The organism is Micromonospora trifolii, assembly GCF_022229005.1.
In the GTDB taxonomy this organism is placed as follows: domain Bacteria; phylum Actinomycetota; class Actinomycetes; order Mycobacteriales; family Micromonosporaceae; genus Micromonospora; species Micromonospora trifolii.
Genome location: NZ_JAKKFD010000002.1, coordinates 89,099 through 102,732, shown reverse-complemented (window position 1 = coordinate 102,732; position 13,634 = coordinate 89,099). Strand labels below are relative to the sequence as shown.

Sequence of the window (13,634 nt, the reverse complement as noted above, 5' to 3'; positions counted from 1 at the left end):
ATGACTGTCCTACCCGCATCAACCTCGCCTCGCCGCGCCGGGTGGCGCCTCGGCGCCCTGGGAACCCGGGCCGCTGCCGCTGCCGCCGCCCTCGCCGTCACCGGCGCTGCCGTCGCTGTCACCGTCGCGACCTCGTCGCCCGCCACCGCCGAGCCGGGCAGTGTCGTCGTCTCGGAGAACTTCTCGACCGCGTCGCTGCCCGCCGGTTGGCACGCGGTGGACGGCGCCTGGAAGGTCGAGAACGGCCGACTGTACGGAACCTCCGCCAGCTCCAGCGAGAACAACAAAATCACCTTCGGTCGGCACCTGAACGACTTCCGCCTCGAGGCGACCATGCGCTTCGAGGCGGTCTCGGCCGCCACCCGCTGGGCCTCGCTCGGCATCGACGTCCCCGCCAGTGGCGCGACCCCCTGGTGGATCGCCACCATGCGCAGCGGCACCACCGCCGCCAACGGGCTCGAATTCGCCCAGCGGACCACTGCCAACGCCTGGGTCGTGACGAACACCGCCTCCGCCCCGTCCGCCGCCGGCACCGGCCGGGACGTGCGCGTCGCCGTCGAGGTGCACGGCAACCAGGCCCGCTGGATCTTCGACGGGCGGGAGGCGATGCGGACCAGCAGCCTCCAGCGTTCTACCGACGGCATCCAGGGGCTCTTCGTCAACGGCGCGACGGTGTCGTACGACGACGTCACAGTCACCGAACTGGCGCCGAACGGCTACCTCCGCCCGGAGGGCAGCCCGTTCACAGTGATCGCCCACCGGGGCGCCTCCGCCGCCGCACCGGAGAACACCCTCGTCGCCCAGGAGATCGCCCGTAAGGGCGGCGCCGACTGGATCGAGAACGACGTCCAGCCGAGCAAGGACGGCATCCCGTTCATCCTGCACGACGGCACCGTCGACCGGACCACCGACGGCACCGGCAACATCCGGGACCTGACCGCCGCGCAGATCAAGGCGCTCGACGCCGGCTCCTGGTTCGGCCCGCAGTACGTCGGCGAGCGGGTGCCCACCCTCGCCGAGCAGCTCGCCGACCTGCGGACCCGGGGCGGCAACCTGCTCGTGGAGATCAAGGGCAAGCACACCCGCGACGAGGTCGCCACGATCATCCAGGTGATCCGGGACGAGCAGATGATGGGCCGGGTCTTCGTCCAGAGCTTCGAGGTCGACGCCCTGAGGTACACCTACGAGATCGCCCCCGAGCTGCCGCTCGGCCTGCTGCGCAGCACCCTGGACGCCGACCCGGTGGCGATCGCGAAGGAGCTGCACCTGACCGCGTACAACCCGGACGGCAACGCGCTGCTGGCCAAGCCGGAGGTCGTCGCCCCGCTGCACGCCGCCGGGGTCGCCGTGATGGCCTGGACGATGGATTCCGCCGGCCTGTGGCAGCGGCTGGAGCGGATCGGCACCGACGCGATCATCACCAACCGCGCGGCGGAGCTGGTCGGCTGGAACTCGGCGTTCGTCCAGCGGGCCTCCGCCGACCCGACCGCGCAGATCACCTCGCCGGCCAACGGCGCTCGGCTGGACCGGGCGCAGTCGCCGGTGATCGCGGTCGCCGCGACCAACGCGGACACCGTCACCGTCACGCTGGACGGCAAGAAGTCGGCCGCCGGACGCAAGCTCGACCTGGCCAAGCTGACCGCCGGCCGGCACACCATTTCCACCGAGGCCACCGGTCCGGAGGGCACCGCCACCGCGACCAGCACCTTCACCGTGACGGTGAGCCAGGCCGGCCTCGGCTACCTGATCCTCACCTCGGGCGCGGACCCGGCCGCCGTCACCGCGATGACCACCAAGTTGGCCCACGCCCAGTACGCCGAGCTGGCCACCTACGCCGACCGGCAGGCCGGCAAGCTGGTGCCGGCGGAGGTCGCCAGCGTCATCGCCGCCGACGCCCGCACCCTCGCCCTCAGGTAGCGGCTCGCAGGGTGGCGCTGGTCCGAAGGGGCCGGCGCCACCCCGCGTCCTCAGTGGATGGCGACCGGCGACTCGGCCCGCCCGCCCCGCTGCCGCACCAGCGGCAGCGCCGGGGCCAACGCCAGCGCCATGCACAGGCCGCCGATCGGAAGCAGGTCGAGGGTGACCGCCGGCAGGACGATGCCGGCCAGGAGCAGCGGCACACTCCACCACGGCAGCCGCCGTCGCGCGGCGAGCATCCCGGCGAGGACGAGCAGGCCCAGGAAGAAGAACTGGGGTACGACGTCGTAGAACGCGACCTCCACGCCGGGGATGTCCTTGAACTCCGCGCCGAGCCTCGACATCTCCGCCCGGTCCTCGGCCAGCAGCCCCTCGACGATGTCAGCGCCGAACTGCACCATCGTCGCGGCGAGGCCGACCAACGTGCCGGCCACCACCCCGGTGCGCCACGGGCTGCGGGGCAGCAGGCGGGCCAACGCGAGCACACCCGGGACGAAGCACACCATGCCGGCGAGAGCGACAAGGTGCGCTGCCTGCCAGTCGAGCCCGGGGCCGTACACCCCGTCAGATCGTGCCCAGAGACGGACGAGGCCGTAGGCCGTGATGCCGACCGGTCCGGCGATCACGTAGAGCGCAGTGCGTTTCATGCCAGCCAGCATGTGACCGTCGGCGCCTGCCGGCCTCCGGGAGCTTCCCTCGGGTCGCCCTGGCTTTCGTCTCAGGTTCTCCACCGAGCAACCCCGAGACCCGCCACCGTCGACATCGGGGTGGCCCGTGCTCCCGGTGGCGCGCGCTCAGCGTTCGCTGATGAGGGGGGCGTAGTCGCCGCGGGTGAGCGGTCTGCTGGACAGCGAGCCGTCGGCGCGGGGCACGCCGAGAGCCTTGCCGTCGCGCAGGAAGGCCACTGTGGAGACGTCCTCGCGGCCGGTGAGGGTGCAGACGATCTGCCCGAAGGCGAGGACCTCGTCGCTGCGACCGCCAACGTCCGCGGGTTCGTCCACCGCGACGAGGGCCTGCGTCCCGGTCACTGTCGCGCGGGCACCGTTGACCGCCCCCGGCAGCGCGCTGGTCAGGTCGCTGTCCCGTTCGGTGCTGCTGGGCCCGGCGAGCAGATGCCGCAGCTGGTCGGCGATGGTGGGCGGGCTGTCGACCCGCCGGACCACGGGGACGATGCGGTTGTCCCGGACCAGGCAGAGCGTCTCGGCGGCACTGCCCGCCGGTGCTGTGGTGTCGGCGGGAGCGGCGCTGCTCAGCGGCCCTCGTGGGGGCGACACCGTGCGCGGGGTGTCGTCGGTGGGGATGCCGCACCCGGTCAGCAGCACGGCGAGCGCCAACGGGGCGAGACGACGGCGCCTCACGGCAGGCTCCCCGGCAGGGTGACCCGGAAACAGGCACCCCCGCCCGGGCGGTCGGCGACAGTCACCTGCCCCGCGTGCGCGGCGGCGTGCTGGGCGACCAACGCCAGCCCCAGACCCGTGCCGTCACCGGCGCCACGGGTGTGGGCGGCTCGCCCCCTGACGAACCGGTCGAAGATCGCCTCGCGGTCCTCGACGGGAACCCCCGGACCGTCGTCGTCGACCTCGATGACGCCGCTGTCCCCGGCCCGGTCCAGGCGAACAGCCACCGGGCCACCACCATAGGTGACGGCGTTATCGAGCAGGTTCGCCAGGATCTGGGCAATCCGCCGCCGCTCGACCTGCCACGTCGGGGGCACGTCCGGTGCCAGGCGGACGAGGGCGCCGGGCAGGTCGTACGCCTCGCAGGTTTCCCGGGCCAACTCCACCACGTCCACCGGGGCACGGTGGGCCGGCTGGTCGCTGCGGGCCAGGTCGATCAGGTCGTTGACAAGCCGTTGGAAACGGTCGATCTCGTCGGCGACGAGCCCGGCGGCGGTGGCCGTGCGGTCGTCCTGGTGTTCCCGACGGCGGGCCAGGACGCTGGCCGCCGCGGCGAGGGTCTGCAACGGGGAACGCAGTTCGTGGCTGACGTCGGCGGCGAACCGGCGGTCCCGCTCGATGCGCCGGGCGAGGCGGTCGACCATCTCGTTGAACGACGAGGAGAGGCGGGTGAGGTCACTGTCGGTGGCCGGGTCGAGCCGGGCGGTGAAGTCACCGGCGGCGATCTTCTCGGCCGCGTCGGCGACCGCTGTCAGCGGCCGTAGCCCGTGCCGGGTGGCGTACCAGGCGAGGGTGGCGCCGGACCCGGCGACCAGCACCGCGACGCTGGTCAGCGCGAGGGCCAGCACCCGGAAGGTCTGCTCCAGCTCACGCAGCGAGTTGACCTCGAAGTACGTCGCGGACGCGGACAGCGGCACCCCGACCACCAGGGCCGGTTGCCCGTCCACGCGGACACGCTGCACGGCCGGCTCCCCGGCGGAGACGACCCGGAGCAACTCGTCGGGGATGGCGGCCGTGGTGCCCGGATCGGCGGCCCTTGCGTACCACTCGCCGTTGAGGTGCAGCACCGGTCGACGGCTTCCTCCGGTGTCCAACGACCGGAGCACCTCCACCACGTCCGGGGTGTCGGTGTCGAGGCCGGCATGCACCACTGCGGCGTCGAAGTAGGCGGCCCGCAGGGCGATGCGTTCCCTGTCGTCGAGCAGGGACCGGCGGGTCAGCTCGTAGGAGATCAGGGCCATCGACGCCGAGAGCAGGAGCGCGCCGACGGCGAACGCGGCGGTGACCCGGGTGCGTAGTCCGAGGCGTCTCATCGTTGCAGCTTGTAGCCCAGGCCCCGCAGGGTGACCAGGTGCCGGGGGTTCGCCGGGTCGAGCTCGATCTTCTGCCGCAGCCGGCCGACGTGTACGTCGACGAGCCGTTCGTCGCCGCTGTCGTAGCCCCAGACCCGTTGCAGCAACTGCTGACGGGACAGCACCCGGCCGGCGTGCTCGGCCAGCTCACAGAGCAGCCGGAACTCGGTGCGGGTGACAGTGACCTGTTGGCCGGCGCGGCGCACCTCCCCCGCCTCCGGGCTGATCTCCAACTCCCCGAAGGCGACCGCCGGCACGGCCTCCGGCGCCGAGGTCGCGGCCACCGGCCGGGCACGGCGGCGCAGGGCCCGTAGGCGGGCGGTCAACTCCCGGATGGCCACGGGTTTGACCACGTAGTCGTCGGCGCCGGCTTCGAGGGCGGCGACGATGTCGTCGGTGCCGTCGCGGGCGCTGACCACCACGATCGGGACGTCGTCGTCACGGCGTAGTTGCCGGATGCACTCGAAGCCGTCGAGGCCGGGCAGCATCAGGTCGACGAGCACGTAGTCGGCCGGGTGGTGGCGTTGGGCGCGCAGGCCCTCCTCGGCCGTGGCCGCGCCGAGGGCGTCGTAGCCCTCGTCCTCGAGTGCGAGCAGCAGCGCGAGCCGGATGCGGTCGTCGTCCTCGATCACCAGTACGGCCGTCATCCCGGAATCATCCTCGGCCGATCGCCGGGCGGCCAACCGTGCCCGCCAGCCGGCAGTTTTGTCACACAACTGTCACAGAGCCTTGCAGTGAGCGCCAACCCCGCCGAGCACGGTGGGAAGGGAGCGAGGGCGAGGAGAGAGGGGTACGGCGATGGCGACGCCGGTGCTGCCCGCGAGGTACACGCTGCCGCTGGTCGAGGTTCGCGTCACCGAACTCGATCTGGCCTGTCTGCCGGAGGTCGGCGCGGTGTTCGACAGCGTGCTGGCGCTGCGCCCCGCACAGGTGGTGCTCGACCTGTCCGACTGCCGGCACCTCGACGCCGCCGCCATCGGCCTGCTGCTCGACGTGCACCGGCGGCTGACTCGCGCCGACGCGGCCCTCACCGTCCGCGATCCGAACCCCCGGGTTCGGCGCATCCTGCACATCTCCCGCCTGGATCAGGTGCTCTCGATCGTGAGCGAGGAAGGACCAGCAGCATGACCGTCGTACCGGACGAGTATCTGATGACCCTGATCTGCGACACCTGCGGCGAGACCATCCGCGGCACCGCCTGCGTGCTCCCCGACGCCGAGGTGGTCTGGACCCTGGTGGCCGAGCACGGCTGGAGCGGTTCCCCCTTCGCCACCGGGCCGCACCGCTGCCCGCACTGCAGTCTCCTGCCCGCCTCGACCGGTGGTCACGCGTCGCGCGACGACCACGGCCCCGGCGGCATCCTGGGCATCGACCACCTCGACGGCACGACAGTCATCGCCGCCAGTGGCGACATCGACCTGGACACCGGTGACAACCTGCGCACGGCGCTGCGGCACGTCGCCGAGGTGGGCGGGCACGTCGTGGTCGACCTGAGCCGGGTGCACATCATCGACTCGACAGGCCTCGGCCTGCTCGTGCGCGCCCACCGTGACGCCCGCGAACGCGGAGTCACGCTCTGCCTCGCCGCGCCGTCGCGATTCATCCGCACCGTCCTGCACACCATGCGTCTGGACAAGGCTTTCCCGATCTTCGACAGCCGCGACGACGCCCTCGCCCAGTTGTCCGACGGCGGCGAGAGGGCCCTGCCCGAGGGCCACGCGGTGGCCGTTCCCCGCTGAGGAAGCCGGACGGGCCGACCGGGTGGCGAGCATGTTTCATGCTGGAGTAATGATTCGTTTCGTACTGAATGTGCTGTGGCTCGTCTTCGGCGGCGGCCTCGTGCTGGCTGTCGGGTACGGCATCGCCGCGCTGATCTGCTTCGTCCTGGTCGTCACCATCCCGTTCGGCGTCGCGTCGCTGCGCCTCGCGGTCTACTCGCTGTGGCCCTTCGGCCGCACGGTGGTGCCCAAGCCGGGCGCGGGCGTCGGCTCCGGCCTGGCGAACATCCTCTGGGTGGTGCTGGCCGGATGGTGGCTGGCGCTCTCCCACATCATCGCGGGCATCGCCCTCTGCGTCACGATCATCGGGATCCCGTTCGGCATCGCCAACTTCAAGCTCGTTCCGGCAGCGTTCTGGCCCCTCGGCCGCGAGGTCGTCGAGGTGCCCTGAACACGGAAAACGGGAGACCATCGGTCTCCCGCCACTTCTAACTTATACCGCACTGGGGGGCTTGCGGCAAGACCCCATTTATGACGCAGAATCGTCGGCCGAGGCCACATTCTGCCGAAATGGAAGTCATGAATTGGATTCCTTACCTACCTCCGTGTTCGACCTTCCCGATCACCTCGCCCCCAAGGCCGACCAGGCGCTCATCGCCCACGACGAGCGGCACTTCGCGGCCATGGCGCAGGGCCTCGCGCAGCTGAGCGCCGAGCTGTCCGAGCGTCTGGACGCCGAACGCCGGGCGCCCGGCGGCAAGGGCCGGCAGGCCGTCGACCGGGACGAGGAGGTCCGCCGGCTGACCGCCCGCCTGCGTTCGCTGAGCCGCTACGGGCTGGACCTGTGCCTCGGCCACGTGGTCGAGGCGGACAACCCCGAGCCGGTGTACATCGGACGTCGTGGCCTCACCGACAGCACGGGCCGACGGCTGCTGCTCGACTGGCGCTCACCCGCCGCCGAGCCGTTCTTCGGCGCGACCCACGCCAACCCGATGGGCCTGGCGAGCCGCCGCCGTTACCGCTGGACCCGCGGCCGGATCAGCGACTACTGGGACGAGGTGTTCACCGCCGACGGGTTCGTGGGGCACGCCGTCGCGCTCGACGACCAGTCCGCGTTCATCGCCAGTCTGGGCGGCGCCCGGTCGGCCCGGATGCGCGACGTGCTCAGCACGATCCAGGCGGACCAGGACGCCATCATCCGGGCGGGGTCGGCCGGCGCCCTCGTGGTCGACGGCGGTCCGGGCACCGGTAAGACAGTCGTCGCCCTGCACCGCACCGCGTACCTGCTCTACTCCGACCCGCGCCTCGGTCAGCGCCGGGGTGGGGTGCTCTTCGTGGGACCGCACCAGCCCTACCTGGCCTACGTCGGCGACGTCCTGCCCAGCCTCGGCGAGGAGGACGTGCAGACCTGCACCCTGCGCGACCTCGTCGCAGAGGGGGCCACGGCGACCGTCGACACCGACCCGGACGTGGCTCGGCTGAAGTCCTCGGCCGAGCTGGTCCGGGCGATCGACGCGGCCGTCCGGTTCTACGAGGACCCACCGACCGCCCCGATGACGGTTCCGGTCGGCGACTCCGACGTCCGGCTGAGCGCCGACGACTGGGCCGACGCGTTCCGGGCACCGGGTCCGGGCACCCCACACAACGAGGCGCGCGAGGAGATCTGGGAGGAGTTGCTCACCATCCTCATCGACCGGTACGACGGCGAGGAGCCGGACGACGTGCTCCGCGACTCGTTGCTGCGTAACCGGGAGCTGCGGGCGACGGTCAACAGCGCCTGGCCGTTGCTCGACGCGGCCGACCTCGTGGGTGACCTGTGGTCGGTGCCCGCGTACCTGCGCAGGTGCGCGCCGTGGCTCAGCCCCGAGGACGTCCGCACGCTGCAACGCGACGAGCCCCGGGCCTGGACCGTGTCCGACCTGCCGCTGCTCGACGCGGCACGGCAGCGGCTCGGCGACGCGGACAGCTCGGGGCGCACCCGTCGGCGTGACCCGGCCGCCGCTGTCGAACGCGAGCACATGGCCCGGGTCGTCGACGAACTGCTCGCTGCCGACACCTACGACGACGGCGAGGGTCTGCTGGCGATGCTGCGCCAACCCGACCTGCGCGAGGTCCTGGTCGACGAGTCCGCGCTGCCGGACGCCGACCCGGACCTGCTTGCCGGCCCGTTCGCGCACATCGTCGTCGACGAGGCGCAGGAGTTGACCGACGCCCAGTGGCAGATGCTGCTGGCCCGCTGCCCGTCGCGCAGCTTCACCATCGTCGGAGACCGCGCCCAGGCCCGGCACGGGTTCACCGAGTCGTGGCAGGAGCGCCTCAAGCGGGTCGGGCTCGACCGGGTCACACTGGCCTCGTTGAGCATCAACTACCGGACGCCGGCGGAGGTCATGGCGCAGGCCGCGCCGGTCATCCGGGCCGTGCTCCCCGACGCCAACGTGCCGACCTCCATCCGGGGCAACGGACTCCCCGTCGTCCACGGATCGGTCGCCGACCTGCTGTCGATCCTCGACACCTGGCTCTCCGCGCACGCCGACGGAATCGCCTGCGTCATCGGCGACCCGACGTTCGCGCCCACGGCCCGGGTGAGGTCACTGAGCCCGGAGCAGGCCAAGGGGCTGGAGTTCGACCTGGTCGTCCTCGTCGGGCCGGAAACGTTCGGCACCGGCATCTCGGGGGCTGTCGACCGCTACGTCGCGATGACCCGGGCCACCCAGCAGCTCGTGCTCCTGACCAGCGGCTGAGGGCGTGCCGCCCGACCGGGTTCGGGAGCACCCCACGCCCGACCAGGGCCGCCCGGAGGCGGCCCTGGTGGGAGCGTCGGAACTAGTTGCCGAGCGTGACGTGCAGGATCCTCTCGTTGCTGTTGTTCGGGGTGCTGTCCTTGTCGCCGACGTTGGTGGTGGTCAGCCACAGCCCACCGTCGGGAGCCGGCTCCACCGTCCGCAACCGACCGTAGGTGCCACTGAAGTACGTCTGCACGTTCGTCAGGCTGCTGCCGCTGATCACCGCGCGGTACATCCGAGCACCTCGGGCGCAGGCAACGTAGAGCGCGTCGCGCACGATCGTGATGCCGGAGCAGGACCCCTCGGCGGTGGGATAGGTGCGGGCCGGCGCGATGAACCCGGCCGTACCGCAGGTGCCACTGGTGCCCTCGCACGCCGGCCAGCCGTAGTTTCCGCCCTTGGTGATCAGGTTGGTCTCGTCCATGACCGAGTTGCCGAACTCCTGCTCCCACAGCCGGCCCTGCGAGTCGAACGCCAGCCCCTGCGGGTTGCGGTGGCCGTAGCTCCACACGTAGTTGCCGAACGGGTTGTCCGAGGGGACCGTGCCGTCCGGGTTGAGTCGCAGGATCTTGCCTTCGAGGCTGGACCGGTCCTGGGCGTAGTTGCCGTTCTGGGCGTCGCCGGTGCTGGCGTACAGCTTTCCGTCCGGGCCGAAGCGCAGGCGACCGCCGTCGTGGTACTTGTTCCGCCGGATACCGCTGAGCAGAACCTGCTCGCTGGCGGTGTTGAGTCGCCCGTTCTCCAGCCTGATCCGGACGATGCGGTTGTCGCTCGGCGAGGTGTGCATGATGTACAGCCAGCGGTCGCTGGAGTAGCTGGCCGAGACGGCGAGCCCCAACAGGCCGCCCTCACCGTCGGTGCTCTGCACGTTCGGCACCGTGCCCAGGTTGGTCTTGGCCCCGGTGGTCGGGTTGAGCTGGATGATGTCGTGCGCGTCGCGGCGGTTGTAGAGGACGCTGCCGTCCGGCAACGTCACCAGACCCCATGGGATGTCCGTGTCGGTGGTGACCTGCCGTACCCCGCACACCGGGTTGGCGCACGCGGCGCCGGTGGTCACCGTCGCGGTGCCGCTGCGCGACGAGGCGTTGTCCTGCGCGTCCCGAGCCACCATGTAGTACTGGTAGGAGGTGTTCGCCGTCAGACCGCTGTCGGTGAACGTGGTCGCCGGCGGCGCGCCGGTGACAGTGCCCACCTTCGCGCCGGCCCGGTAGACGTCGTACGCCCGCACCCCGATGTTGTCGGTCGACGCGGTCCAGCGCAGCGTCACAGTGGTGCCCGACGCGGTGCCGGTGAGCTGTTGCGGCGCCGTCGGCGGCTGGCTGTCGGCCTGACAGGGCGGCGGAGTGATCGAGACGGTGGCGCTCGCCTGCGACACGTTGCCGGCGGCGTCGCGGGCGTTGACGTACAGGCCCCAGGTCGCCCCGGCCACCACTGTCAGGTTGGTGGAGAGCGTCGTGCCGCTCACCGACGTCATCAGCTGGCCATCGTGGTAGATGTCGTAGAAGGCCACCGCGACGTTGTCCGTCGAGGCGTTCCACGCGAACGTCACCGAGTTGCAGGTCAGGCCGCTGACCCGTGGGCTACCCGGCGCCGTCGGCGGCTGGCTGTCGGCGCTGCCGAGGGACGTCGTCCACCGCTGGTTGGACTGCCCGTTGCAGGTCCAGAGGCCGACTGTGGTGCTGTTGGCGGTGCCCGCGCCGGACACGTCCAGGCACAGGCCGGACTGGACCCCGACGATGGTCCCGGAACTGGTGATCCGCCAGCGTTGGTTGGCGCCGCCGGTGCAGCCGTTGATCTGCAGCGCGGCCGGGGCGGTGGTGTCCTGGCCGACGACGTCCAGGCACATCGTGTCGCCGTAGACCCGCAGCTCACCACTTGAGGTGAAGGTCCACGCCTGGTTGGCCTGGCCATTGCAGTCGTAGATGTTGATGCCGGCACCGGCGGTGCTGACGTTGCCGACCACGTCCAGGCAACGACCGCTGGCCACGCCGACGACTGTCGACGGCGCCGCGGCGGCCGCCGGCACACCGACGGCCAGGCTCAGCAGCGTCACCGCCACCATCGCCACCGGCAACAGCCGCCGTCGTGGGCGTAGTGGGTTTCTCCGCGCGATGACTCGCATCCGTCCTCCAGGCTCAGGGCATCGACCGGCCCGCCCGGACGACCAAGCGCCCGACCACGCCGAACCGACACATCGACCATCAAAGATGCGTTCGGCACACATGTCAAACGATGTCCCCCGATCGGGGGGCGAACGGTGCAGACGCTTCTCCTCCTCAGGTCGTAGGCGCAGTGCCGTCCTGCGCCAGATGGATCAGCGCGATTCCTCGAACAGGCTTGTTCCAGGCATCGGGTGACGCCGTACGGACCTGCTCCGGACACCCGTTCGCCTGGAAAGGCACCGGCAGACGATGCGCCCACTCTTTCTTCTTCCATCCCGGCGACACCAGTCTCTCGTCCGACTCGGCGCGGTGCTCGCGACCGCCGTCGTGCTCGCCGTGAGCGCCGCCGGCTGCGGCGCGCCGCAGCGCAACCCCGCACCACCCATCGACGCTCCGGCGGCACCCGCGAGCGGGTCGGGTTCGGCCCTGACCGGGGCCGACGTCAACGCCTGGCTCGACGGCCTGCTCCCGGCCGCGCTCGACCGCACCGACATCGCGGGAGCCACTGTCGCCGTCGTGGACGACGGCAAGATCATCACCACCCGGGGGTACGGGTACGCCGACACCGGCGCCGGTGGCAACGGGGCAGTACCTGTCGACCCGGACCGGCATCTGTTCCGGATGGGATCGGTGTCGAAGCTCGTCACCGCCACCGCGGTGCTGCAACTCGTGCAGAGCGGCAAGCTCGATCTCGACGCCGACGTCAAGACGTACCTCGACTTCGAGCTGCCGCTGCGCTTCGAGCGGGCCGTCACCCTGCGGCACCTGCTGACGCACACCGCCGGCTTCGAGGAGCGGATTGCCGGCCTCATCGGCACCGACGGCAGCGACCTCAACCTGCGCAAGGCCCTGATGACCGACCCACCGGAGCAGATCTACGAGCCTGGCACCGTCCCCGCGTACTCCAACTACAGCAACGCGCTCGCTGGCTACATCGTCGAACGCGTCAGCGGGACGCGCTTCGAGGAGTACGTCCAACGCAACATCCTGGACCGCGCGGGCATGCCGTCGTCGACCTTCGAGCAGCCCCTCCCGGCGGCGCTGCGCGACCGGATGTCCAACGGGTACGACACCTCCACCGCGCCCGCCGCGCCGTTCGAGATCGTCGGCACACCCCCGCCCGGCGCGCTGAGCGCCCCGGCGACGGACATGGCGCGGTTCATGCTCGCCCAGCTCGGCGAGCCGGCGGGCTTCGCGCCCCTGCTGGACCAACCGACCCGCGAGCTGATGCAGCGGCCGGCACTCGACGCGACGTCGTTGGGCACGCTGGCCGACGGGCCCCGGATGACCCTCGGATTCTTCGCCGAGGACCGCAACGGCCACCGGATCCTCGGCCACGGCGGCGACACCAAGTACTTCCACTCCCACCTTCAGATCTACCCCGACGACCGGGCCGGCATCTTCCTGTCCCTCAACAGCAACGGCTCCGGCGCCCTCGACAGCCACGAGCTTCGCGAGTCGGTGGTGAACGGCTTCGCCGACCGCTACTTCCCCGCCCGCGACGACCAGCCGATGACCGACGTGGACCCGGCGACCACCGCCAAGCACGCCGCCCTGGCCGCCGGCACGTACGAGTCCTCGCGAGCGATACAGAGCAACTTCCTGACGGCGATCGGCCTGGTCGGTCGGACCACTGTCAGCGTCGCCGACGGCGACCGGTTGCTGGTGGAACCTGGCCCACTGTCCGACTCCCCCGCCCTCTACCAGGAGGTGAAGCCCTGGGTCTGGCGCGAGGTCGGCGGGCAACGCACGATCGCCATGCGGGCGACCGACGACCGGGTCGAGGCGATCAGTTTCGACTCCGCGTTCGCGTTGCTGCCCGTCGAACCCGCCCGTGCCTCCACCGTGGCCGTTCCGGTGCTGGCCCTGTCGACAGTCGTGCTGCTGCTCACCGTTCTCTCCTGGCCCGTCGGCGCGATCGTCCGCCGTCGGCTCGGCCGCGCTCCCCGGGAGCGGGCGGGGCGCACCGCGCGGATCCTGAGCCGCCTCGCCGTCGCCGGCACACTGCTCGCGTTCGCCGGGTGGCTGCTGAGCATCGGCAGCATCATGAGCCTCCAGGACGTGCCCGGTGCCGGCCTGCGCACCATTCAGGTGCTGCAACTGGTCGGTCTGCTCGGTGTGCTGCCCGCCGCCGTCCGGCTCGTCGACGACGTGCGACGCCACGTCGGCTGGCGGCGGATCACCGGCAGCGGCCTGATCCTGTTCGCTCTCGTCGGCGCGGGCTGGTTCGCCGTGGAGTTCCACCTGCTCGCGCCTAGCATCTCCTACTGACCCGCCCGACCCGGGACGACCCGGAGCAAGGACG

At 71.4% G+C, this 13,634-nt stretch carries 11 protein-coding genes; 6 read left to right on the top strand and 5 right to left on the bottom strand.

The window, feature by feature from the left end:
- Complete coding sequence (locus tag NIE79_RS01585) at positions 1–1,917, top strand: glycerophosphodiester phosphodiesterase (protein WP_238676804.1); 1,917 nt, start codon at positions 1–3, stop codon at positions 1,915–1,917.
- Positions 1,918–1,967: 50 nt separating this feature from the next.
- On the opposite strand, the gene NIE79_RS01580 is transcribed toward NIE79_RS01585, so the two are convergent.
- The 4 genes from NIE79_RS01580 to NIE79_RS01565 all read right to left on the bottom strand — a co-directional run bounded on the left by NIE79_RS01580 (position 1,968) and on the right by NIE79_RS01565 (position 5,313).
- Positions 1,968–2,564, bottom strand: coding sequence for a hypothetical protein (locus NIE79_RS01580; RefSeq protein WP_238676803.1), 597 nt, complete (start codon positions 2,562–2,564; stop codon positions 1,968–1,970).
- Between the two features lie 147 nt (positions 2,565–2,711).
- Positions 2,712–3,275, bottom strand: coding sequence for a GerMN domain-containing protein (locus tag NIE79_RS01575; protein WP_238676802.1), 564 nt, complete (start codon positions 3,273–3,275; stop codon positions 2,712–2,714).
- Positions 3,272–4,627: a sensor histidine kinase gene (locus NIE79_RS01570; RefSeq protein WP_238676801.1), complete on the bottom strand. Its 1,356-nt coding sequence runs from the start codon at positions 4,625–4,627 to the stop codon at positions 3,272–3,274. The genes NIE79_RS01575 and NIE79_RS01570 overlap by 4 nt, the downstream gene beginning before the upstream one ends.
- A complete protein-coding gene (locus tag NIE79_RS01565; RefSeq protein ID WP_238676800.1) occupies positions 4,624–5,313 on the bottom strand; it encodes a response regulator transcription factor in 690 nt (229 codons plus the stop codon). Before NIE79_RS01565 ends, NIE79_RS01570 begins: the two co-directional genes overlap by 4 nt.
- Before the next feature lie 151 nt (positions 5,314–5,464).
- Here NIE79_RS01565 and NIE79_RS01560 point away from each other — a divergent pair, with 151 nt between their 5' ends.
- From NIE79_RS01560 to helR, 4 genes are all read left to right on the top strand, one after another.
- The gene (locus NIE79_RS01560) at positions 5,465–5,794 is read left to right on the top strand and encodes an STAS domain-containing protein (RefSeq protein WP_238676799.1); all 330 of its coding nucleotides are present in this window, start codon (positions 5,465–5,467) and stop codon (positions 5,792–5,794) included.
- Entirely contained in the window at positions 5,791–6,405 is a 615-nt protein-coding gene (locus NIE79_RS01555) for an STAS domain-containing protein (RefSeq protein WP_238676798.1), read from the top strand. Before NIE79_RS01560 ends, NIE79_RS01555 begins: the two co-directional genes overlap by 4 nt.
- A gap of 49 nt (positions 6,406–6,454) precedes the next feature.
- A complete protein-coding gene (locus NIE79_RS01550) occupies positions 6,455–6,835 on the top strand; it encodes a YccF domain-containing protein (protein WP_238676797.1) in 381 nt (126 codons plus the stop codon).
- Positions 6,836–6,989: 154 nt separating this feature from the next.
- Positions 6,990–9,125, top strand: a complete 2,136-nt coding sequence (gene helR / locus NIE79_RS01545) for an RNA polymerase recycling motor ATPase HelR (protein WP_238676796.1) — start codon at positions 6,990–6,992, stop codon at positions 9,123–9,125.
- Between the two features lie 82 nt (positions 9,126–9,207).
- On the opposite strand, the gene NIE79_RS01540 is transcribed toward helR, so the two are convergent.
- Entirely contained in the window at positions 9,208–11,289 is a 2,082-nt protein-coding gene (locus tag NIE79_RS01540) for a PQQ-dependent sugar dehydrogenase (protein ID WP_238676795.1), read from the bottom strand.
- 349 nt (positions 11,290–11,638) lie between these two features.
- Here NIE79_RS01540 and NIE79_RS01535 point away from each other — a divergent pair, with 349 nt between their 5' ends.
- Positions 11,639–13,600 carry a serine hydrolase domain-containing protein gene (locus NIE79_RS01535; protein WP_238676794.1) on the top strand — a complete coding sequence of 654 codons (1,962 nt, stop codon included), beginning with the start codon at positions 11,639–11,641 and terminating at the stop codon, positions 13,598–13,600.
- Positions 13,601–13,634: the final 34 nt, after the last annotated feature.